This window comes from Pseudomonas sp. J452, assembly GCF_024666525.1.
GTDB lineage: Bacteria > Pseudomonadota > Gammaproteobacteria > Pseudomonadales > Pseudomonadaceae > Aquipseudomonas.
Genome location: NZ_CP088294.1, coordinates 976,091 through 996,088, shown reverse-complemented (window position 1 = coordinate 996,088; position 19,998 = coordinate 976,091). Strand labels below are relative to the sequence as shown.

Genomic DNA, 19,998 nt, shown 5'->3' with positions numbered 1-19,998 from the left:
CCTGCCTGAGACGGCCCCCGTGTAAACGCGTATTCAGGAATACAGCGACGGTGTCGGCGGCACCCCGTTGAGCAGCCAGTGGCCGACATCGCGTACCTTGTGATCGAGTGGGTCGTGCAGGCTGTGCACCCGCACGTTGCGCCAGAAACGGTCGAAGCCGTAGCGCGAGGCGGTGGCGCGGGCGCCCATGGCCTCGAACACCTGGCTGGTGATCTCCAGCGCAGCGCGAGCTGCAGAGACCCGCGCCTCGGCGATCAGCAGCGCCACCTCGCCACGCTCGGCGGCGCCCAGTGCCGGTTTCTCCCAGGCCTGCTGCAGGCGCTCGGCGGCGTGTTCCGCCAGCAGCAGGGCGCCGCGGTAGAGCAGCCAGAGTTCGCCGTAACGCTTCTGGATCAATGGGTCCTCGCTCGCCGTGGCCACTCCGGAGCCGGGCCAGGCGCGGGCCTGCTCGCGGGTGTAGCGCAGCGCGCCATCCAGCGCGGCCTGGGTGTTGCCCAGGTAGAGCTGGGTGAGGATCAGCTGCGACACGCAGACCCGCAGGCTGCTGCGCGGGCTCTGGCCGCCGGAGATCAACAGCTCGTCGCGATCGACGAAGACATTCTCGAACTGCACCGTGCCGCTGTCGGTCTGGCGCTGGCCGAAGGCGTCCCAGTCGTCGTTGATCGCCAGACCGTCGCGCTGCGCCGGCAGGCTCAGGAACACCCGTTCGGTGGCGCTCTTGCCGCGTGGCGCGCTGACCAGCAGGGCATCGGCGCCGAGGGCCCCGGAGCAGAAGGATTTGCTGCCGTTGAGCTCGAAGTGTTCCTCGCGTGCCTGCAACTGCAGATTCAGGTCGCGGCCGTTGCTGGCGTTGCCCCAGAACCAGCGCTCCTGCACGCTGCGGCTCAGCCAGTGGCGCTGCTGCTCGGCGCTGCCGTGCAGGAGAATGGTGGCCACCTGCAGGTGGTTGAAGGCGAACAGGTGGGCCAGCGAGCTGTCCGCCGTCGCCAGATGGCGGACGATGCGGTAGATCTCCGGCCAGCTCTTGCCCTGGCCGTCGTAGCGCTGCGGGATGGCCAGGCTGAGCAGGCCGCTGTCGCGGATCAGCTCGCGCTCGGCGCGCGCATGGCCGCCGCGCTTGTCGCGTTCGATGGCACTGTCGGCGAGCTTGCGCGCCAGGCGCTCGACCTTGCTGGTGAGGGTGCCGAAGTCGACGGGGAACAGCCGCGCATCCAGCAGCGGCTCTGCCTGCGGGTGCAGGTGGCGGGCTTCACTGGCCATGGTTCACCGCCGGCTGCCAGATCGCCACCTGGCTGGCATCCACTGCCTTGGGCAGCAGGCCTTCGGCGAAGAAAGCGTCGGCGATCTTCTGCTGCTCGCCGAGGTTGGCGGCCTGCACCGAGCGCACCTGGTAACTGCGTCGTTGGTTGGCCTGCTCGACGATGGCCGGGTCGAGATTGCCCCACAGCGGGCCGAGCACCTTGGCCGCCTCGGCTGGATGGGCACGCAGCCACTCGCCGGTCTTCACCAGCTCGTTGAACACCAGTTGCAAGACCTGCGGATGGGCCTTGGCGAAGGCAGTGCTGGTCAGGTAGTAGCGCTGGTAGCTGGCCAGCTGCTGACCATCGGCCAGGGTGCGGGTCGGCAGCTGGCGCTGGGCGCTGCTGAGGAAGGGTTCCCAGGTCACCCAGGCATCCACCTTGCCGTTCTCGAAGGCGGCGCGGCCATCGGCCGGGGTCAGGTAGGCCGGCTGGATGTCGCTGAACTGCAACCCGGCCTTGGCCAGGGCGGCGAGCAGCAGGTAGTGGCTGCCGGCGGCCTTGGTTACCGCCACTTTCTTGCCTTTCAGCTCGCTCAGGCTGTGTAGCGGCGAGTCGTTGCGCACGATGATCGCCTGGGCGGCGGGCGAGGGCGCTTCCTGGGCGAAGTAGGTGAGCTGCGCGCCGGCGGCCTGGGCGAACACCGGCACGGTGTCGGCGACATCGGCGGACAGGTCGATATTGCCGACATTCAGCGCCTCCAGCAGCGGCTGGCCACTGGCGAACTCATGCCAGCTGATGCGGATGTCCTGGCCGGCCAGGGCCTGCTCCAGGGTGCCCTGGCTCTTCAGCAGGCTGATCAGGGTGGAGGATTTCTGGTAGCCGATGCGCAGCTGGGTTTCGGCCTGGACCGGCAGGGCGGCGAGCAGACCAAGGCTCAAGCCGAGGCCGAGCAGGGCGCGACGGGTAAACGAATGAGGGAACATGGCAGACCTCTGCAAGGGGCACTCCGGCCATTGCGAGGCGGCGGAGCACAGGAAACTTCGGGGGAAGAGGAAGTCCGGTGATCCGGTGAAGACAAGCTAGTCGATCTAAAAAGTACTCTACAAATACTTTTCAGGAATTAGCTTATGGGTTTGTTGCTATGCCATGCATATTCTTTTTAGTTACATAAAAGTGAAAAACAATTCTTTTTAGGGATTAAAAAAATCCCCTAGATTGCACCCCAAGCCGACAGCGGACCACCGCACCGAGCCCGATCAAGGGGCTCTCCTTTCACTGCAGCACGGCACACAGACCGCCGGCTCGAGCCCCAGCCCATACGAGACCAAGAACGCATCTGGAGCATCGAGCATGAACAAGTCATCCCTGGCCCTGGCCGTCGCCCTCGGCGCCATCGCCCAGCAGGCCGGCGCCGCCGGTTTCATCGAAGACAGCAAGGCCACCATCGGTCTGCGCAATTTCTACATCAACCAGGACACCCGCAACGCGGATGCCAACACCCAGGAAGAATGGGGCCAGGGCTTCCAGTTCAACTACATCTCCGGCTACACCGAAGGCACCGTTGGCGTCGGCGTCGATGCCATCGGTCTGCTCGGGGTCAAGCTCGACTCCGGCAAGGGTCGTCACTACAACCCGGACTCCAGCAAGTACAGCGGCACCGTGTTCCCCACCGACGAGAACGGTCGCGCCGAAGACCAATTCAGCAGCCTCGGCCTGACCGGCAAGGTGCGCCTCTCCAAGACCGAGGCGCGTCTGGGCACCCTGCAGCCGAAGCTGCCGGTGGTGACCTTCAACGACGGCCGCCTGTTGCCGCAGACCTTCGACGGCGGGCAGATCACCTCCAATGAAATCGACAACCTGACCCTGATTGGCGGCCAGCTGGAGCACGCCAAGGGGCGCAGCTCGAGCAGCAGCGAAGGCCTGTCGATCGGTGGCGCCAACAATGCCAAGACCGGCCAGTTCAGCAACACCTTCTACTACGCGGGTGCCGACTACAAGATCGGCAAGGACCTGCTGGCGCAGTACTACTACGGCGAGCTGAACGAGTTCTACCAGCAGCACTTCCTCGGTCTGACCCACAACCTGGCCATAGGCTCTGGCGCGCTGAAGTCCGACCTGCGCTATTTCAAGAGCGACTCCGATGGCGAGAACGGCAGCGCAGCCGGGCGCGACGACGGCTACGTCAGCACCGGTTACTACGGCAATGGCGTGACCAAGGGCGAAGTGGACAACGACACCTGGAGCGCCCTGTTCACCTACAGCCTCAGTGGCCACGCGCTGAGCGCCGGTTACCAGCAGGTCTCCGGCGACAGCAACTTCCCGTACCTCAACCAGGGTGATGGCGCCACCGCCTACCTGATCACCGACCGCCAGATCGGCAAGTTCCTCAGTGCCGGCGAACGCACCTGGCTGGCCGAGTACGGTTACGACTTCAGCAAAGTCGGCGTGCCGGGCCTGAAAGCCACCGTCACCTACCTGTCCGGCGACAACATCGACTCGGCCACCGGCGACAAGCAGGAGTGGGAACGCGACTTCCGTCTCGACTACACCCTGCAGGATGGCGCCCTCAAGGGTCTTGGCGTGTCCTGGCGCAACGCCAGCCTGCGCGGCAATGCCGCGGCCGACCAGGACGAGAACCGTCTGATCCTCAGCTACAGCCTGCCCATCCTCTGATTAACCCAGGCGCCGGCGAACCCCGCCGGCGCCACCTCCTGACCAGCCCGCCATCGGGCCGGAAGGCATCTGCCCAAGAGCCAAGGAGAACCCCATGAAACACTTCACATTGCGTCACGGCCTCAGCGCCCTGCTGGCCGCACTGGCATCCGCCGGCGTGCAGGCCGAAACGCCCAAGGAAGTCCGCCTGGACTACGCCTACTACGCCCCCACCAGCCTGGTGCTGAAGGAGCAGGGCATCCTCGAGAAACAACTCGCCGCCGACGGCATCCGCGTCAAGTGGGTGTTCAGCCAGGGCAGCAACCGCTCCCTCGAATACCTCAACGGCGGCAGCATCGACTTCGCCTCCACGGCCGGCCTGGCCGCCGTGCTCAGCCGTGCCAACGGCAGCCCGGTGAAGACCGTGTACATCGCCAGTCGCCCGGAATGGACCGCCCTGGCGGTGCCGAAAGACTCGCCGATCAAGACCCTGGCCGCCCTCAAGGGCAAGAAGATCGCCGCCACCAAGGGCACCGACCCCTACCTGTTCCTGCTGCGCAGCCTGCAGACGGCCGGCCTGGACAAGGACGACGTGGAAATCGTCCACCTGCAGCATCCGGATGGCCGCGTGGCCCTGGAGCGCGGTGATGTCGACGCCTGGTCCGGGCTCGATCCGCACCTGGCCGCCAGCCAGCTGCAGGCCGGTTCGCGCCTGCTCTACCGGAATGTCGACTTCAACAGCTATGGCGTGCTCAACGTCAGCGACGGCTTCCTCAAGGAGCAGCCCAAGCTGATCGAGAAGGTCATCGGCGCCTACGAGCAAGCCCGCCACTGGGCCGTTAGCCATCCGCAGCAGACGGCCGAGCTGCTCGCCCGGGAAGCCAAGCTGCCGCTGGAAGTGGCCAAGCTGCAGCTGTCGCGTACCGACTTCAGCAACCCGCAGCCGGGGGCCGAGCACATTGCCGCGCTGAAGGCCGCCGCGCCGATCCTGGTCGAGGAGCAGCTGGTGCGTCCGGGTACCGACGTGGCCGCCACCGTCGAGCAACTGATCAGCCCGCAACTGGCGGCCAGCGTTATCGGCCAGCCCGTGGCCAAGGCGGAGTAACGGCCATGCCCGCGTCCAGCCTGTTCGCCCTGCGCAGTGCCGTGCGCCTGCCGCGCTGGCGCCGCCCCGTTCTGGCGGGCTGGCGTGGCCTGGCGCTGCCGTTGGCGTTGGTCGGCCTGCTGGAGGCGCTGGTGCGCCTGGGCTGGCTGCCGGCGCACCAGTTGCCGGCGCCCAGCCAGATCGGCGCGACGCTCCATTGGCTGGCCGCCAGCGGTGAGCTGTGGGGGCATGTCGGTGTCAGCCTGGCGCGGGTGGCGGCGGGTTTTGCCAGCGGTGCCGGCCTGGCCGTGCTGATCGGTGCCTGGGTCGGCCTCAGCCGCCGTGCCGAGGCCTACCTGGAGCCCAGCTTCCAGGCCCTGCGGGCGATTCCCAGCCTGGCCTGGGTGCCGCTGCTTCTGCTCTGGCTGGGCATCGACGAGACGCCGAAGATCGTGCTGATCGCCCTTGGCGCCTTCTTCCCGGTGTACCTGGCGCTGCTCGCCGGCATTCGCGGGGTCGATCGCAAACTGGTGGAAGTCGGCCAGCTGTATGGCCTGTCGGCCTTCGCCCTGACCCGGCGCATCCTCCTGCCGGCGGCGCTGCCCAACCTGTTTACCGGCCTGCGCGGGGCGCTCAGCCTGAGCTGGATGTTCCTCGTCGCCGCCGAACTGATCGCCGCCACCCAGGGCCTCGGCTACCTGCTCAGCGACGGTCGCGAAACGTCGCGGCCGGACCTGGTGCTCGCCGCCATCGTCCTGCTCGCACTGCTCGGCAAGCTCAGCGACGGCCTGTTGAAAAACCTGGAAAGCCGCGCCCTGCACTGGCGCGACAGCTACAGCGGTGGGGAGGCATGAGATGAGCGCATTGCTGCAACTGCAGGGCATCCGCAAGGCCTTCGCCGGCGTGCGGGTGCTCGATGAAATCAGCCTGGCCCTGGCCCCCGGCGAGATCGTCAGCCTGCTCGGCCCCAGTGGCTGTGGCAAGAGCACCCTGCTGCGCATCGCCGCGGGGCTCGATCGCGACTTCTCCGGCAGTCTGGAGCTCAACCCGCTGCTCGGCTTCGGCCGGGGCAGCGGCATCGGTGTGGTGTTCCAGGAGCCGCGCCTGCTGCCCTGGCTGACGGTGGCCGAAAATATCGGCTTTGCCGCCGGCCGCGCGGCCGATGCCGAGTGGGTGGCGCAGCTGCTGCAGGATGTCGGCCTGGCCGGGCATGCCGACAAACTGCCCAAGCATCTCTCCGGCGGCATGGCCCAGCGCGTGGCCATCGCCCGTGGCCTGTTCGGCCGGCCACAGGTGCTGCTGCTCGATGAGCCCTTCAGCGCGGTGGATGCCTTCACCCGCATGAAACTGCAGGACCTGGTGGTTGCCCTCGCCGAGCATTACGGCATCGCCCTGCTGCTGGTCACCCATGATCTGGACGAGGCGTTCTACCTGAGCGACCGGGTGCTGATCCTCGGCGGCACACCCAGCCGCCTGCAGCTGGAACTGAATGTGCCACTGGCCCGCCCGCGCGACCGCCGCGCGGTGGAGCTGGCCTACCTGCGCGGCGAGGCGCTGACCGCGCTGTACCAGGCCCACGCGCTGTAAACCAACCTCAAGGTGGAAGCACGTTTCCGGGCCGCAAGGCCCGGTTTTTTATGTGCGCTGCATACGCGGGTTGCACCCGCCCTACGGTGGTGTTGCCGGCGAAATGTAGGGCGGGTGAAACCCGCGGCTTTTACTCGCCCATCGGCGTTTCCTCGTCTGTCGAGCCACCCCAATCGGTGGGATAAATGCCTTGGCGCACATAACGATGAAACGACGACCAGGGCCAATCACTGACTCGCTCTACAATCCCATGTTTGAGTGGGTTGCCGTGCAGGTAATCGAGGTGTTGGCGCATGTCCGTTTCGTCACGTATCAGGTGCTCCCAGAATCTGTGTTGCCAGAGCGTGCCGTACTGTTTGGCAAACCGTCGCGGACTCAGATAATCGTGGCGAATGTAATTGGCGCCGCACGTATGGGTAACGTGTCGCTTGATCAGTCGCCAGCGCGTGGAAAAGTCCGCGTCGCCTTCCGGTAGGGTCCAGATTGCATGCAGGTGATCGGGCAGCAGCACCCAGCCTTCGATGCGAAATGGCAAGGTCTGGCGCACCAGGGAGACTCCCTCGCGCAGTGCGCTACGGATATCGGTGTTGGTCAGAATCGGCTGGCGGTGGGCAGTCACTACCGTGAAGAAGTAGGTGCCACCGGGAGCGGCGGCGCGGCGGTAATAGGGCATCACAACATCCATGTTGTGGTTGGCGGGTCAGCGCAGTGTAGGCCGCAACGCGGGTTTCACCCGCCCTACGCAAACCCCGTAGGGCGGGTGAAACCCGCGGTATACGAATGCAAAAGCCCGGCACAGGGCCGGGCTTTTGCATTGCGGGCGGGTCTTACTGCGCGCCGTAGATCTGGTCGAATACCCCGCCATCCTTGAAGTGGGTGTTCTGGATCAGCGGCCAGTCACCGAAGGTCTGCACCACATTGAAGAAGGTGACCTTGGGGAAGCGGTCAGCGAACTCGGCGAGGATCGCCGGGTTGCGTGGGCGCAGGTAGTTGTTGGCGGCGATGCGCTGGGCTTCCTCGGACCACAGGTATTTCAGGTAGGCCTCGGCCTCCTGGCGGGTGCCTTTCTTGTCGACCACCTTGTCGACCACCGCGACCGGTGGCTCGGCTTCGGCGGAGACGCTCGGGTAGACCACTTCGAAGCTGCCACGGCCGAACTCGCGGGCGATCATCTCGGCTTCGTTCTCGAAGGTCAGCAGCACGTCGCCGATCTGGTTCTGGATAAAGGTGGTAGTGGCGGCGCGACCACCGGTGTCGAGCACCGGCGCCTGCTTGAACAGCTTGCCGACGAAGTCCTTGGCGGCTTTTTCGTCGCCGCCTTTTTCCAGCACATAGCCCCAGGCCGACAGGTAGGTGTAGCGGCCGTTGCCCGAGGTCTTCGGGTTGGGCACTACCACCTGCACGCCGTCCTTGAGCAGGTCCGGCCAGTCCTTCAGGCCCTTGGGGTTGCCCTTGCGCACGATGAACACGGTGGCTGAGGTGAACGGCGCGCTGTGGTTGGGCAGGCGTTCGGCCCAGTCCTTCGGCACCAGGCCGCCATGGTCGGCGAGGGCATTGATGTCGGTGGCCATGTTCATGGTGATCACGTCGGCGGCCAGGCCGTCGATCACCGCCCGTGCCTGTTTGCTCGAACCGCCGTGGGACATCTGGATCTGCAGCGGCTTGCCGCCCTCGGCCTGCCAGTGCTGCTGGAAGGCGGCGTTGTAGTCCTTGTAGAAGTCGCGCATCACGTCGTAGGAGACGTTGAGCAGGGTCGCGGCCTGGGTGCTGGAGGCCAGCAGCAGGCCGGCGGCGAGCAGGGAAGGGGACAGTAGGCGTTTCATCGGACGTCCTTGGAAGGAGGGGGAACGCAGCGACTATAGGAGAGCGTTTTTATTCTTTGAAAGAATAAATAATTAGATGCTTATGCTTTTGTGCGAGCCGGTCGATGATTCGCTGCATATCTCTTTATGGAATAAATAAATCATTATTTATTCTTTTTATTCGTTTTCGTTCCTGAGCATAGTGAGCCCCACGCCACGACGCTCAAGGAGCAGCAGCATGACCATCCGCCTGGGCGACATCGCCCCCGACTTCGTACAGGACTCCAGTGAAGGCCGCATTCGTTTCCACGAGTGGCTGGGCAACAACTGGGGCATTCTCTTCTCCCATCCAGCCGACTTCACCCCGGTGTGCACCACCGAGCTGGGCTTCACCGCCAAGCTCAAGGACGAGTTCGCCCAGCGTGGGGTCAAGGCCATCGCCCTGTCGGTGGATCCGGTCGACTCGCACCTGAAGTGGATCGACGACATCAACGAGACCCAACACACCACGGTCAATTTCCCGATCCTGGCCGATGCCGACCGCAAGGTCTCCGACCTGTATGACCTGATCCATCCGAACGCCAACGACACCCTGACCGTGCGCTCGCTGTTCGTCATCGACCCGCACAAGAAGGTGCGCCTGACCATCACCTACCCGGCCAGCACCGGGCGCAACTTCCACGAGATCCTGCGGGTGATCGATTCGCTGCAGCTGACCGACAGCCATAAGGTCGCCACCCCGGCCAACTGGGTGGATGGTGACGAGGTGGTGATCGTGCCGTCGTTGAAGGACGAGGAGGAAATCGCCCGGCGCTTTCCGCAGGGTTATCGCGCGGTGAAACCCTACCTGCGCCTGACCCCGCAGCCGAACCGGTAAGGACTGGCCATGCACGTAGTTCTGCTGTCTGGCAGCCCCGCGGCGCGTTCGCGCACCGAAGTGCTGCTGGAGCATGTCAGCCGGCGCCTGCGCGCCCAGCATGTCGAGGTGACCCTGCTGCGGGTACGCGACTTCCCGGCCGAGGACCTGCTGCACGCCCGTTTCGACAGCCCGGCGGTGCAGCAGCTGCAGGCCGTGGTGGCCAGTGCCGACGGCCTGGTGGTGGCGACGCCGGTGTACAAGGCTTCGATCACCGGGGCGCTGAAGGTGTTGCTCGACCTGCTGCCGGAACGCGCCCTGGCGCACAAGGTGATCCTGCCGCTGGCCAGTGGTGGCAGCCCGGCGCATCTGCTGGCCGTGGATTACGCGTTGAAGCCGGTGCTGGCGGCGCTCAAGGCCCAGGAAATGCTGCATGGCGTGTTCGCCGTGGACAAGCAGATCGCCTATGCCGAGGGCGAGCGCCCGGCGCAGCTGGATGACGAACTGCTCGAACGCCTGGACGAGTCGGTCGAGCAACTGCTCGCCGCCCTGGCCCGCCGCCCGCGGCCGATCGACCCGCAGCTGTTGAACGACCGGCTGGTGAATGCCCGCTGGAGTATCTGAAGACGCATTGTTGATTGTTGTAGGAGCCAGCTTGCTGGCGATCCGGGGCGACAGGGAGCAGAGCAACTGCCATTGGATTCGCTGATCGCCAGCAAGCTGGCTCCTACAGGAACAGGTAACCCCCGCTTTACGCACTGGCCAACGGACACGTGCGTAGGGCGGGTGAAACCCGCGAGACACAGCAACACCCCTCCTTACTCACCCGCCAACGGGCGAGCAGGTCGACACCTAAATCACGAATTGCAAAGGAGAGCGCCATGCGCACTATCACTTTGCGTCGGAGCCTGGTCGCCCTGTTTGCCGCGGCCATTTCCTTCGGCGCCATCACTCAAGCACAAGCCGAAACGCTACGTATCGGTTATCAGAAATACGGCACCCTGGTGCTGCTCAAGGCCAAGGGTTCGCTGGAGAAGCGTCTGGCCAACAAGGGCATCGAGGTGCAGTGGACCGAGTTCCCGGGCGGTCCGCAGTTGCTCGAAGGGCTCAATGTCGGCTCCATCGACTTCGGTACAACCGGCGAAGCGCCGCCGATCTTTGCCCAGGCGGCGGGGGCTGACCTGCTCTACGTGGCCCACGAACCGCCGGCGCCGACCAGCGAAGCGATCCTGGTGCCCAAGGATTCCTCGATCAAGTCGGTCGCCGAACTGAAGGGCAAGAAAGTCGCCCTGAACAAGGGCTCCAACGTGCATTACCTGCTGGTGCGTGCCCTAGAGGACGCCGGCCTGCAATACAGCGACATCCAGCCGGTGTACCTGCCGCCGGCCGATGCCCGCGCCGCCTTCGAGCGTGGCAGCGTCGATGCCTGGGTGATCTGGGACCCCTTCCAGGCAGCCGCCGAGCATCAGCTGCAGGCCCGCAGCCTGCGTGACGGCCAGGGTCTGGTGGCCAACCACCAGTTCTACCTGGCCGCCAAGCCCTACGCGCTGCAGAACCCCGAGGTGGTCAGCGTGCTGGTCGAGGAGGTCCGTGGCATCGGCGAGTGGACCCGCGCCAACAGTGCCGAGGCGACTGCCCAGGTGGCGCCGCTGCTCGGTCTATCCCCGGCGATCACCCGCACGGCGGTTGAGCGCCAGGCCTACGGCGCGCAGTTCATCAGCCCCGAGGTGGTAGAGGCGCAGCAGCAGATCGCCGACACCTTCAGCGACCTCAAGCTGATCCCCAAGCGCCTGACCATCAAGGACGTGATCTGGGCGCCGCCGGCCAAGGTGGCGCAGCAGTAACGGCCCTCCCTCTACCCCAGCCCCTCTCCCATAAATGGGAGAGGGGCGACTGTGGCACCGGCTCGGTTCTTCCCTCTCCCGTTTATGGGAGAGGGTGACCCGAAGATCCGGGAGAGGGGACGGTGATCCAAATGCTTCTAGTAGCCCGGATGCAATCCGGGAAATCCCGCCCCGGATCGCATCCGGGCCATGCATGACCAAGGAGACCACTCCATGAGCCTGAATATTTTCTGGTTCCTGCCCACCCACGGCGATGGCAAATACCTCGGCACCGCCGAGGGCGCGCGCGCCGTCGACCATGGCTACCTCAGTCAGATCGCCCAGGCGGCCGACCGCCTCGGTTTTGGCGGCGTGCTGATCCCCACCGGGCGTTCCTGCGAGGACTCCTGGCTGGTCGCCGCCTCGCTGATCCCGGTGACGCAACGCCTGAAATTCCTCGTTGCCCTGCGCCCCGGGATCATTTCCCCGACGGTGGCGGCGCGGCAGGCCGCGACCCTCGATCGGCTGTCCAACGGCCGCGCGCTGTTCAATCTGGTGACCGGTGGCGATCCGGACGAACTGGCCGGTGACGGCCTCAACCTGTCCCACGCCGAGCGCTACGAAGCCTCGGTGGAATTCACCCGTATCTGGCGCCGGGTGCTGGAGGGCGAGAGCGTCGACTACGACGGCAAACACATCCAGGTGAAGGGTGCCAAATTGCTTTACCCGTCGATCCAGCAGCCGCGTCCGCCGCTGTATTTCGGCGGTTCCTCGGATGCCGCCCAGGACCTCGCCGCCGAGCAGGTCGAGCTGTACCTGACCTGGGGCGAGCCGCCGGCTGCGGTGGCCGAGAAGATCGCCCAGGTGCGCGAGAAGGCAGCGGCCCAGGGCCGCGAAGTGCGCTTCGGCATCCGCCTGCACGTGATAGTGCGCGAGACCAACGAAGAGGCCTGGAAGGCCACCGACAAGCTGATCAGCCATGTCGATGACGACACCATCGCTCGTGCTCAGGCCTCCCTGGCGCGTTTCGACTCGGTCGGCCAGCAACGCATGGCTGCCCTGCACGGTGGCAAGAAGGACAAGCTGGAAGTCAGTCCCAACCTCTGGGCCGGGGTTGGCCTGGTGCGCGGCGGTGCCGGCACTGCACTGGTCGGCGACGGCCCGACCGTAGCGGCACGGGTCAAGGAATACGCCGCGCTGGGCATCGACACCTTCATCTTCTCCGGTTACCCGCACCTGGAAGAGTCGTACCGGGTCGCCGAGCTGCTGTTCCCGCACCTGGACGTCGCCCCGCCGGAGCGCCCGCAGAGCCGCGGCTACGTCAGCCCGTTCGGCGAAATGATCTCCAGCGACATCCTGCCCAAGGCGGCAGCCGCCAGTTGATTTGCTGAAACCGTAGCCCGGATGCAATCCGGGGTCCTGCGTGCCGGGTTTCCCGGATTGCATCCGGGCTACGGGGCTGAGCACGAGAACGGCCCCTCTCCCCAGCCCTCTCCCATAAATGGGAGAGGGGGCAGATCTGCGCTGCCAGCCAGTTCGCTGGCACGGACTTGGCTCCCCTCTCCCGCTTGCGGGAGAGGGGCTGGGGGAGAGGGTGGTTGTCCATACACATAGTGAAGGAGCGTTGAACATGTCGACGCAAACGCTACACAAAATCGGCCTGCGCCTGGCGCCCTGGGCCCTGCCGCTGGCGCTGCTGGCGGTCTGGCAGATCGCCGTAGTCGCCGGTTTGCTGTCCACCCGCATCCTACCGGCGCCGAGCGCGGTGCTGGCGGCCGGCTGGGCGCTGCTCGCTAGTGGCGAGATCTGGATGCACCTGGCCATCAGCGGCCAGCGCGCCGCCATCGGTTTCGCCATCGGCGGCGGTCTGGGCTTGCTGCTGGGCTTTATTACCGGCCTGTCGAAATGGGGTGAGCGCCTGCTCGACAGCTCGGTGCAGATGATCCGCAACGTGCCGCACCTGGCGCTGATCCCGCTGGTGATCCTGTGGTTCGGCATCGACGAGAGCGCGAAGATCTTCCTGGTCGCCCTCGGCACCCTGTTCCCGATCTACCTGAACACCTACCACGGCATCCGCAACGTCGACCCGGCGCTGGTGGAGATGGCGCGCAGCTATGGCCTGAAAGGCATCGGCCTGTTCTGGCAGGTGATTCTGCTCGGCGCGCTGCCGTCGATCCTGGTCGGCGTGCGCTTCGCTCTCGGCTTTATGTGGCTCACATTGATCGTCGCCGAGACCATTTCCGCCAGTGCCGGCATCGGTTACCTGGCGATGAACGCCCGCGAGTTCCTGCAGACCGATGTGGTGGTGCTGGCGATCCTGCTTTACGCCGTGCTCGGCAAGCTGGCGGATCTGGCCGCCCGTGGCCTGGAGCGGCTGTGGCTGCGCTGGCACCCGGCCTACCAGGCCAAGGCAGGTGGCCAATGAGCGCCCTGCACAGCATTCGCCAGGGCATACCGCTGGCCATCGAAGGTATCCACAAGTCGTTTGGCGAACGCCAGGTACTGAGCGCCATCGACCTGCATATTCCGGCCGGCCAGTTCGTCGCGATAGTGGGTCGCAGTGGTTGCGGCAAGAGCACCCTGCTGCGCCTGCTGGCGGGGCTGGATGCGCCCAGTGGCGGCCAGCTGCTGGCCGGCAAGGGCCCGCTGTCTGCCGCCCGCGAAGACACCCGGCTGATGTTCCAGGACGCCCGGCTGCTGCCGTGGAAGCGGGTGATCGACAACGTCGGCCTGGGCCTGTCCGGCAACTGGCAGCCCAAGGCCCGTGACGCGCTGGCCGCCGTGGGCCTGGCCGACCGCGCCAACGAGTGGCCCGCGGCCTTGTCCGGTGGGCAGAAGCAGCGCGTGGCCCTGGCCCGTGCACTGATCCACCAGCCGCGCCTGCTGCTACTCGACGAGCCGCTCGGTGCACTGGACGCGCTGACCCGTATCGAGATGCAACAACTGATCGAACGCCTGTGGCAGCAGCATGGTTTCACCGTGCTGCTGGTTACCCACGACGTCAGCGAGGCGGTGGCCATTGCCGACCGGGTAATCCTGATCGAGGACGGCCAGATTGGTCTCGATCTGCCGGTCGAGCTGCCGCGTCCGCGTCAGCGTGGCTCGGCGCGCCTGGCCGCACTGGAAGCCGAAGTGCTCAACCGGGTGCTGGCGCTGCCCCCACTACCACCCCAGGCAGAACCCGTTTCACCCCTGCCCACGCAATTGCGCTGGGCGCTCTGAGCAAACCCCTGTCCCGGATTGCATTCGGGTTACCCATGATCCAAGGAGCAATACCATGACCATCAAAGCCATCAACGTACGCAACCAGTTCAAAGGCACCATCAAGGAAATCGTCGAAGGCGACGTGTTGTCGGAAATCGACGTGCAGACCGCTGCCGGCATCGTCACCTCGGTGATCACCACCCGCTCCGTGCGCGAGCTGGAACTGGGCGTGGGCAGCGAAGTAATCGCCTTCGTCAAATCCACCGAGGTGTCGATCGCCAAGCTCTGAGGCTCGTAGGGCGGCTGCAACCCGCGACATCCAGCACGCGGGTGGCACCCGCCCTACAAGGTGCCCGCCGTTGTCGGCAGCAATTGTTCGGCCGGCTGCGGGCGGCCGAACCAGTAGCCCTGGCCAAGGCCGCAGCCGATCTCGCGCAGATAGGCGGCCTGTTCCTCGGTCTCGATGCCTTCGGCCAGCACGCGCAAGCCCAGGCTCTGGCCGAGGGTGATCACCGCGTGGGCGATGGCGGCGTCCTCGGCGTCGTTGGGCAGGCCGCGGACGAAGCTCTGATCCAGTTTCAGCTTGTCCACCGGCAGGCGCTTGAGGCGTGCCAGCGAGGAGTAGCCGGTGCCGAAGTCGTCGATGGCCAGGCGCACGCCCAGCCCGCGCAGATGTTGCAGCAGTTCCAGGGCGTGCTCCGGGTCGTCCATCACCGCACTTTCCGTGACTTCCAGTTCCAGGCGTGCCGGGTCGAGACCGGTGTCGGCCAGGACCCGCGCTACCCGCAGATCCAGCTCGCCCCGGCAGAACAGGCGGCTGGAGACGTTGACCGCGATGAAGTCCAGCTCAATGCCGCGTGCCAGCCAACGGCACATCTGCAGGCAGGCCTGTTCCAGCACCCAGGCGTCGATGGCGCCGATCAGCCCGCTGTCTTCGGCCATCGGGATGAACTCGCCAGGCGGCACCAGGCCGCGCTCGGGGTGTTGCCAGCGCACCAGGGCTTCGGCGCCGAGCATGCGCCCGTCATCGAGGCGGTGGATCGGCTGGTAGTACACGCGCAGCTGGTTCTGCTCCAGGGCCTGGCGCAGCTCGGCCTCCAGCTTGACCCGCTGACGCGCCTGGGCGGTCATGTCCTGGCTGTAGAAGCTGAAGGCCTGGCGCCCGCTGCTCTTGGCGCGGAACAGCGCCGAGTCGGCATTGCGCAGCAGTTGCTCGACGCTATCGCCATCATCCGGGTACAGGCTGATGCCGATGCTGGCACTGATAAACAGGGTTTCGCCGGCAATCTGGAAGGGCTGGGCCAGGCTGTCGAGCAGGCGTTGGGCCAGTTGCGAGGCCTGTTCGGCATTGGCGCAGTCATTGCTCAGCAGGCCGAACTCGTCACCGCCCAGGCGCGCCAGGGTCAGCTGCTTGTCGAAGCGCAGCGCCAGGCGCTCGCCGATCAGCTTGAGCAACTGGTCGCCGGTGTTGTGGCCGAGGCTTTCATTGATGATCTTGAAATGGTCGAGGTCGATCAGCAGCAAGGCGCCACGTTGCTTGCTGTTTTGGGCGCGCTGCACGGCTTGTTCGATGCGCTCGCTGAGCAGCAGGCGATTGGGCAGGGTGGTCAGTGGATCGTGATGGGCCAGGTAGTCCAGCTCGTGCTGCGAGCGCTTGAGCGCGCTGATGTCGGAAAACACCGCGACGTAGTGGCTGAGATTGCCGGTTTCGTCATGAATGCTGCGAATGCATTGCCACATGGGGAAGACTTCGCCGTCCTTGCGCCGGTTCCAGATCTCGCCGCTCCAGGCGCCACGTTGCTCCAGGGCGTGCCACAGGCTGTGGTAGAAGGCCGCGTCGTGGCGGCCGGACTTGAACAGGTTGGGGCTCTGCCCGAGCACTTCCTCGGCGCTGTAGCCGGTGATGCGGCTGAAGGCCGGGTTGACGTGGACGATTTTCTGGCTGTGGTCGGTGACCAGCACGCCCTCCTGGGTGCTGTCGAACACGGCGGCGGCCTGGCGCAGGCTTTCCTCGTCGGCGCGGCGCTGGGTGATGTCCACGGCGGTGCCGATCAGGCGGTTCGGTCGGTTGTATTCGTCGAGCAGCACCTGGCCACGGGCGAGTAGCCAGCGGTAGCTGCTATCGCAATGGCGCAGGCGATAGGTGATCTCGAAGTAGGGGGTGCGCGCTTCCAGCAGGCTGTGGAAGCGCTCGATCACGCGTTCACGGTCTTCGGGGTGCAGGCGTTCTTCCCAGGCGCTGCGGGCGTTGCCGAACTGCTCGGGGGTGTAGCCCAGCAACGTGCAGTAGCGCCGCGAGTAGAAGACCTTGTCGCTTTGCATGTCCCAGTCCCACAAGCCCTCCTGGGCCGAGTCCATGGCCAGGGTCAGGCGCTCTTCACTGCGCCGGATGTGTTCTCGCGCGCTGCGCTGCGCCTGCTGGTACTGCTGCAGGGACAGGTACAGCAGGGCGGCGGTCAGCAGAACGAAGGCGAGCCCCTTGAGCAGCTGGTAGCGTGCCAGGGTTTCGATGTTGAGGCCGAGCCAGAGCAGCAGGGCGTCGCTGCCAAGCACCCAGAGGGCGGCAAGCGATAGATAAAGCAGGGTGAGCTGCAGCGGGCTGCGTTGAAGTTTCATCGGGTGAGAGGCCGGCCATGGCGGGGGGGAATGTGAGCGGGCGCACATTATAGATAAGTCGTTATCCAGCGTATTCCCTTCTAAGGGCGTACTGGCTTTATCCCTGCACTAAGAGATAATGCGGGCGAGCCTGCAATCCGGGCCGTCTCTCTCTTCCCTGCGAGGCAACACCTTCCATGTGGTACAACGGTTTACTTGACCTGTCGGTCTGGCAACTGGTGGCGGTCACCCTGGTGATGACGCACATCACCATCGTTAGCGTCACCGTCTATCTGCACCGCTACTCGGCGCACCGTGCGCTGGAGCTGCACCCCGCCCTCAAGCACTTCTTCCGTTTCTGGCTGTGGATGACCACCGGTCAGAACACCCGCGAGTGGACCGCCATCCACCGCAAGCACCACGCCAAATGCGAGACCGTGGATGACCCGCACAGCCCGGTGATCAAAGGCCTGAGCACCGTGCTGCGCACCGGCGCCGAGCTCTACCAGCAGGAAGCCAAGAACCCGGAAACCCTGCGCATCTATGGCAAGAACTGCCCGGAAGACTGGGTCGAACGTAACGTCTACAGCCGTTTTCCGATGGGCGGCATCATTGCCATGGCAGTGATCGACTTGGCCCTGTTCGGCGTGCTCGGCATGACCGTCTGGGCGATCCAGATGATGTGGATTCCGGTCTGGGCTGCAGGCGTGATCAATGGTCTCGGTCATGCCGTCGGCTACCGCAACTTCGAGTGCCGCGACGCCGCCACCAACCTGGTGCCCTGGGGCATCCTGATCGGCGGTGAGGAACTGCACAACAACCACCACACCTATCCGAACAGCGCCAAGCTGTCGGTGAAGAAGTGGGAGTTCGACATGGGCTGGGCCTGGATCCAGCTGTTCAGCTTCCTGCGTATGGCCAAGGTACAGCGCGTGGCGCCGATCGCCCACCGCGTGGAAGGCAAGCGCAATCTGGACATGGACACCGCCATGGCCATCCTCAACAACCGTTTCCAGATCATGGCGCAGTACCGCAAGCTGGTCATCGCGCCGCTGGTCAAGCAGGAACTGGCCAAGGCCGACGCCTCGGTTCGTCACCAGTTCCACCGCGCCAAGCGTCTGCTGTCGCGTGAGCCGAGCCTGCTCGACGAAACCCACCAGGCGCGTATCCAGCGCATGCTGGAGCAGAGCCAGGCACTCAAGGTGATCTACGAGAAGCGCCTGGCCCTGCAGCAGATCTGGGTTAAGACCAGCAGCAACGGCCACGACATGCTCGAAGCGATCAAGCAGTGGGTGAGCGAGGCGGAAGCCAGCGGCATCCAGTCGCTGCGCGAGTTCGCCGAACAGCTTAAGACCTACTCGCTGCGCCCGGCCGCCATGGCCTGAGAACCTGGCCACGATCTGCTGCGCGTCGGCCATACGGCGTTGAGGTCAGGCTCTAGCTCGCTAGATCGTAGATAGGTTCTGAGTTGCACCGAGATGAACGAGCCCGCCCTTTGGCGGGCTTTTTCGTTATGGGCAGCTGGCTAGCCTATCTGTCACTCGTCCGCCAGTGTGCTCAAGGAGTACCGAGCGCACGCCGATAGTCTGGCATCTATGCTGCATCGACCCCCTAATGGATTGTGAGGTTGTCATGTTCGGATCAGCTCTTCGCATGGAACTGCAACAGAGTCAGGCCCAGTTGGCCTCCAGCCAGCAGGTGTTGGCCGCTATCCGACAGACCATGGCAATGATCGAATTCACCCCACAGGGGGAGATTCTCGAGGCCAACGAAGCGTTCCTGGCGACCATGGGTTACCGCCTGGATGAGCTGCGTGGCCAGCACCACCGGCTGTTCTGCGCCAAGGCGCTGCTGTCCAGCCCGGCCTACGCCCAGTTCTGGCAGCGTCTAGGCAATGGCGAGAGTTTCAGTGACCGCTTCATGCGGGTGGCCAAGGGCGGCCGGGAAATCTGGCTGGAGGCCAGTTACTTGCCGGTGCGCGATGTTTCCGGACGGGTCAGCAAGGTGATCAAGGTGGCCATCGATATCACCGCCCAGGTGCATGCCGAACACCAGCACCAGAGCCTGCTCAACGCGATCAACCGTTCCATGGCGGTGATCGAGTTCAACCTCAAGGGCGAGGTGATGGAGGCCAACGATAACTTTCTGCAGACCATGGGCTATCGCCTGGACGAGATTCGCGGCAAACACCACAGCCAGTTCTGCGCCCGCGAAGAGACCGGCAGCGATGCCTACCGGCGTTTCTGGCAGCGCCTGAACCAGGGCGAGTTCATCTCCGATCGCTTCAAACGCATCACCAAGTCCGGCCAGACGGTATGGCTGCGTGCCACCTACAACCCGCTGTATGACGCCACCGGCCAGCTCTACGGGGTGGTCAAGTTCGCCAGCGACATCACTGCCCAGGTCGAGCACCGCGAAGCCGAGGCGGCGGCTGCGCAACTGGCGTTCGACATCGCCCGGGAGACCGATGACAGTGCGATCAAGGGCGCCGGCACCGTCGATGAGGCTGTGCAGGTGGTGCGCGGTATCGCCGAGGAGCTGGGGCAGGTGGCCGGCAAGATCGCTGCACTCAGTGAGCAGTCGGAGCGCATCAGCAGCATCGTGCAGGTGATCCGCGGGATTGCCGAGCAGACCAACCTGCTGGCGCTGAATGCGGCCATCGAGGCGGCACGCGCCGGCGAGCAGGGGCGCGGCTTTGCTGTGGTCGCCGACGAGGTGCGCAATCTAGCGGCGCGCACTAGCCAGGCCACGGTGGAGATCAACGAGGTGGTACGCCTCAACCATGAGCTGGCCCAGCAGGCGGTCAGCGGCATGGACGGCAGCAAGACCAAGGCCGAGCAGGGCGTGCAGCTGGTCAACCGGGCGGGCGAAGTGATGCTGGAAATCCGCGACGAGGCACAGCGCGTGGTAGATGCCATCGGCCAGTTCACCGAGGCCATGCAGGACTGACGGCGAGCACTGCCTGACGCGTTCACGGGTGCTGTCGTGTGCTGGCGAATCACAGTACCGCGAAAATAAAGTGAACCGCTGGCCCGGTGGACTACGACAGAGGGGTGTCAGCCACCTGCCAGGAGCGTCACCCATGTACTTGCCCCGTGTTGCCCCGCACGCGCCGCCCGCTGTTGCTGCCGGCTATCGAGCATGCTGCGTACCG

General features: G+C 65.2%; 18 protein-coding genes. 13 read left to right on the top strand and 5 right to left on the bottom strand.

Annotation, left to right across the window (positions count from 1 at the left end; all coding sequences use genetic code 11):
* Positions 1-33: 33 nt before the first annotated feature.
* Positions 34-1,260, bottom strand: coding sequence for an acyl-CoA dehydrogenase family protein (locus LRS11_RS04485; protein ID WP_260495707.1), 1,227 nt, complete (start codon positions 1,258-1,260; stop codon positions 34-36).
* Positions 1,250-2,224: an aliphatic sulfonate ABC transporter substrate-binding protein gene (locus tag LRS11_RS04480; RefSeq protein WP_260495706.1), complete on the bottom strand. Its 975-nt coding sequence runs from the start codon at positions 2,222-2,224 to the stop codon at positions 1,250-1,252. Before LRS11_RS04480 ends, LRS11_RS04485 begins: the two co-directional genes overlap by 11 nt.
* 367 nt (positions 2,225-2,591) lie before the next feature.
* On the opposite strand from LRS11_RS04480, the gene LRS11_RS04475 reads away from it, so the two are divergent.
* From LRS11_RS04475 to LRS11_RS04460, 4 genes are all read left to right on the top strand, one after another.
* On the top strand, positions 2,592-3,914 hold the full coding sequence (locus tag LRS11_RS04475; RefSeq protein WP_260495705.1) for an OprD family porin: 1,323 nt from the start codon (positions 2,592-2,594) through the stop codon (positions 3,912-3,914).
* A 94-nt stretch (positions 3,915-4,008) separates the two neighbouring features.
* Entirely contained in the window at positions 4,009-4,998 is a 990-nt protein-coding gene (locus tag LRS11_RS04470) for an aliphatic sulfonate ABC transporter substrate-binding protein (RefSeq protein ID WP_260495704.1), read from the top strand.
* 5 nt (positions 4,999-5,003) lie between these two features.
* A complete protein-coding gene (locus tag LRS11_RS04465) occupies positions 5,004-5,831 on the top strand; it encodes an ABC transporter permease (RefSeq protein WP_260495703.1) in 828 nt (275 codons plus the stop codon).
* Position 5,832: 1 nt separating this feature from the next.
* Positions 5,833-6,564: an ABC transporter ATP-binding protein gene (locus LRS11_RS04460; RefSeq protein ID WP_260495702.1), complete on the top strand. Its 732-nt coding sequence runs from the start codon at positions 5,833-5,835 to the stop codon at positions 6,562-6,564.
* Between the two features lie 130 nt (positions 6,565-6,694).
* On the opposite strand, the gene LRS11_RS04455 is transcribed toward LRS11_RS04460, so the two are convergent.
* Together LRS11_RS04455 and LRS11_RS04450 are read right to left on the bottom strand one after the other, a co-directional pair.
* Positions 6,695-7,237 carry an REP-associated tyrosine transposase gene (locus LRS11_RS04455; RefSeq protein WP_260495701.1) on the bottom strand — a complete coding sequence of 181 codons (543 nt, stop codon included), beginning with the start codon at positions 7,235-7,237 and terminating at the stop codon, positions 6,695-6,697.
* Between the two features lie 154 nt (positions 7,238-7,391).
* Positions 7,392-8,387, bottom strand: coding sequence for a sulfate ABC transporter substrate-binding protein (locus LRS11_RS04450; protein ID WP_260495700.1), 996 nt, complete (start codon positions 8,385-8,387; stop codon positions 7,392-7,394).
* 217 nt (positions 8,388-8,604) lie between these two features.
* Here LRS11_RS04450 and LRS11_RS04445 point away from each other — a divergent pair, with 217 nt between their 5' ends.
* From LRS11_RS04445 to LRS11_RS04415, 7 genes are all read left to right on the top strand, one after another.
* On the top strand, positions 8,605-9,243 hold the full coding sequence (locus tag LRS11_RS04445) for a peroxiredoxin (protein WP_260495699.1): 639 nt from the start codon (positions 8,605-8,607) through the stop codon (positions 9,241-9,243).
* 9 nt (positions 9,244-9,252) lie between these two features.
* Positions 9,253-9,846 (top strand): NADPH-dependent FMN reductase, encoded by a 594-nt coding sequence (gene ssuE, locus LRS11_RS04440; protein ID WP_260495698.1) that lies wholly within the window; start codon positions 9,253-9,255, stop codon positions 9,844-9,846.
* Between the two features lie 257 nt (positions 9,847-10,103).
* Positions 10,104-11,066 (top strand): sulfonate ABC transporter substrate-binding protein, encoded by a 963-nt coding sequence (locus LRS11_RS04435; protein WP_260495697.1) that lies wholly within the window; start codon positions 10,104-10,106, stop codon positions 11,064-11,066.
* A 213-nt stretch (positions 11,067-11,279) separates the two neighbouring features.
* A complete protein-coding gene (gene ssuD, locus LRS11_RS04430) occupies positions 11,280-12,428 on the top strand; it encodes an FMNH2-dependent alkanesulfonate monooxygenase (protein ID WP_260495696.1) in 1,149 nt (382 codons plus the stop codon).
* Positions 12,429-12,675: 247 nt separating this feature from the next.
* Entirely contained in the window at positions 12,676-13,470 is a 795-nt protein-coding gene (gene ssuC, locus LRS11_RS04425; protein ID WP_260495695.1) for an aliphatic sulfonate ABC transporter permease SsuC, read from the top strand.
* Complete coding sequence (gene ssuB, locus LRS11_RS04420; protein WP_260495694.1) at positions 13,467-14,267, top strand: aliphatic sulfonates ABC transporter ATP-binding protein; 801 nt, start codon at positions 13,467-13,469, stop codon at positions 14,265-14,267. The genes ssuC and ssuB overlap by 4 nt, the downstream gene beginning before the upstream one ends.
* 55 nt (positions 14,268-14,322) lie before the next feature.
* A complete protein-coding gene (locus LRS11_RS04415; RefSeq protein WP_013793202.1) occupies positions 14,323-14,538 on the top strand; it encodes a molybdopterin-binding protein in 216 nt (71 codons plus the stop codon).
* A 53-nt stretch (positions 14,539-14,591) separates the two neighbouring features.
* Here LRS11_RS04415 and dibA read toward each other — a convergent pair whose 3' ends face one another.
* On the bottom strand, positions 14,592-16,865 hold the full coding sequence (gene dibA, locus LRS11_RS04410) for a phosphodiesterase DibA (RefSeq protein WP_260495693.1): 2,274 nt from the start codon (positions 16,863-16,865) through the stop codon (positions 14,592-14,594).
* A gap of 176 nt (positions 16,866-17,041) precedes the next feature.
* Between dibA and desA the strand changes: the two genes are divergently transcribed.
* Complete coding sequence (gene desA, locus LRS11_RS04405) at positions 17,042-18,229, top strand: delta-9 fatty acid desaturase DesA (protein WP_260495692.1); 1,188 nt, start codon at positions 17,042-17,044, stop codon at positions 18,227-18,229.
* Between the two features lie 247 nt (positions 18,230-18,476).
* Complete coding sequence (locus LRS11_RS22335) at positions 18,477-19,793, top strand: PAS domain-containing methyl-accepting chemotaxis protein (RefSeq protein WP_312026994.1); 1,317 nt, start codon at positions 18,477-18,479, stop codon at positions 19,791-19,793.
* Positions 19,794-19,998: the final 205 nt, after the last annotated feature.

What these genes read in the sequence shown, in the direction of transcription:
- LRS11_RS04485 (WP_260495707.1), bottom strand. Translation starts at nt 1,260, where the DNA reads ATGGCCAGTGAAGCCCGCCACCTGCACCCGCAGGCAGAGCCGCTGCTG.
- LRS11_RS04480 (WP_260495706.1), bottom strand. Translation starts at nt 2,224, where the DNA reads ATGTTCCCTCATTCGTTTACCCGTCGCGCCCTGCTCGGCCTCGGCTTG.
- LRS11_RS04475 (WP_260495705.1), top strand. Translation starts at nt 2,592, where the DNA reads ATGAACAAGTCATCCCTGGCCCTGGCCGTCGCCCTCGGCGCCATCGCC.
- LRS11_RS04470 (WP_260495704.1), top strand. Translation starts at nt 4,009, where the DNA reads ATGAAACACTTCACATTGCGTCACGGCCTCAGCGCCCTGCTGGCCGCA.
- LRS11_RS04465 (WP_260495703.1), top strand. Translation starts at nt 5,004, where the DNA reads ATGCCCGCGTCCAGCCTGTTCGCCCTGCGCAGTGCCGTGCGCCTGCCG.
- LRS11_RS04460 (WP_260495702.1), top strand. Translation starts at nt 5,833, where the DNA reads ATGAGCGCATTGCTGCAACTGCAGGGCATCCGCAAGGCCTTCGCCGGC.
- LRS11_RS04455 (WP_260495701.1), bottom strand. Translation starts at nt 7,237, where the DNA reads ATGCCCTATTACCGCCGCGCCGCCGCTCCCGGTGGCACCTACTTCTTC.
- LRS11_RS04450 (WP_260495700.1), bottom strand. Translation starts at nt 8,387, where the DNA reads ATGAAACGCCTACTGTCCCCTTCCCTGCTCGCCGCCGGCCTGCTGCTG.
- LRS11_RS04445 (WP_260495699.1), top strand. Translation starts at nt 8,605, where the DNA reads ATGACCATCCGCCTGGGCGACATCGCCCCCGACTTCGTACAGGACTCC.
- ssuE (WP_260495698.1), top strand. Translation starts at nt 9,253, where the DNA reads ATGCACGTAGTTCTGCTGTCTGGCAGCCCCGCGGCGCGTTCGCGCACC.
- LRS11_RS04435 (WP_260495697.1), top strand. Translation starts at nt 10,104, where the DNA reads ATGCGCACTATCACTTTGCGTCGGAGCCTGGTCGCCCTGTTTGCCGCG.
- ssuD (WP_260495696.1), top strand. Translation starts at nt 11,280, where the DNA reads ATGAGCCTGAATATTTTCTGGTTCCTGCCCACCCACGGCGATGGCAAA.
- ssuC (WP_260495695.1), top strand. Translation starts at nt 12,676, where the DNA reads ATGTCGACGCAAACGCTACACAAAATCGGCCTGCGCCTGGCGCCCTGG.
- ssuB (WP_260495694.1), top strand. Translation starts at nt 13,467, where the DNA reads ATGAGCGCCCTGCACAGCATTCGCCAGGGCATACCGCTGGCCATCGAA.
- LRS11_RS04415 (WP_013793202.1), top strand. Translation starts at nt 14,323, where the DNA reads ATGACCATCAAAGCCATCAACGTACGCAACCAGTTCAAAGGCACCATC.
- dibA (WP_260495693.1), bottom strand. Translation starts at nt 16,865, where the DNA reads ATGAAACTTCAACGCAGCCCGCTGCAGCTCACCCTGCTTTATCTATCG.
- desA (WP_260495692.1), top strand. Translation starts at nt 17,042, where the DNA reads ATGTGGTACAACGGTTTACTTGACCTGTCGGTCTGGCAACTGGTGGCG.
- LRS11_RS22335 (WP_312026994.1), top strand. Translation starts at nt 18,477, where the DNA reads ATGTTCGGATCAGCTCTTCGCATGGAACTGCAACAGAGTCAGGCCCAG.